General features: G+C 58.4%; 1 protein-coding gene and 1 pseudogene. Both read right to left on the bottom strand.

Translation table 11 applies throughout. The features are described 5' to 3' along the window. Positions 1 to 175 (bottom strand): LysR family transcriptional regulator (locus AC1DRJ_RS31785; RefSeq protein WP_477805583.1); only part of this gene is annotated, 175 nt, incomplete at its 3' end. 80 nt (positions 176 to 255) lie between these two features. After that, positions 256 to 580: pseudogene (locus AC1DRJ_RS31780) on the bottom strand (hypothetical protein); the annotation flags it as partial.

Genomic DNA, 580 nt, shown 5'->3' with positions numbered 1-580 from the left:
ATTGTGATTTCGACCTTGATGTCCGGATAGTCGGACCGAGTCGTGTCTCCAGAGCGCGCATGGTATGGCTCAGGGCGGACTGCGAGACGCCTAGCTGTGCGGCGGCGCGGGTGAAGCTGCCTTCGCGGGTGATGACCACGAAGGCTTGCAGGTCGTTTAGATTGGCGCGGGACATTGATGAGAACCTCTCATGAGGAGCACGGGACTATCCCATGTAATCATGTCCCGCCTGCGGCGTGTCAAATGAACAGCGAATCAAAGAGTTCTTGCGTAGAACCCTGTCAGCTTGCCAACAGCGGCGTCGACATATTGGGGAACCCAGTAGGTTTCGATATGTGTTGCGCCGTCGATAATGAACAATTCCTTGGCTGCGCTGACCGTCAGCCCGGCATCCAGCCCTTGATTCAACGCGGCGTTGAGCGTGGCCATGTCGMTCGTGGCCATGTCGCTCGTGGCCATGAAGGCTGCGATCAGCGGGATCGTCTGTTGTTTGGCCGACAGTGTGTCTGATGCGGGTTGTGTGTTGGTCACGGTTGGCGTTGCCACGGCTTCCTGAGCGGCAACGCCCGACCCTTCGTAC

It is taken from the genome of Pseudomonas sp. P5_B2 (assembly GCF_056400445.1).
Note: the sequence above shows the minus strand (reverse complement) of the source record. Positions and strands in the feature narration are given on the sequence as shown.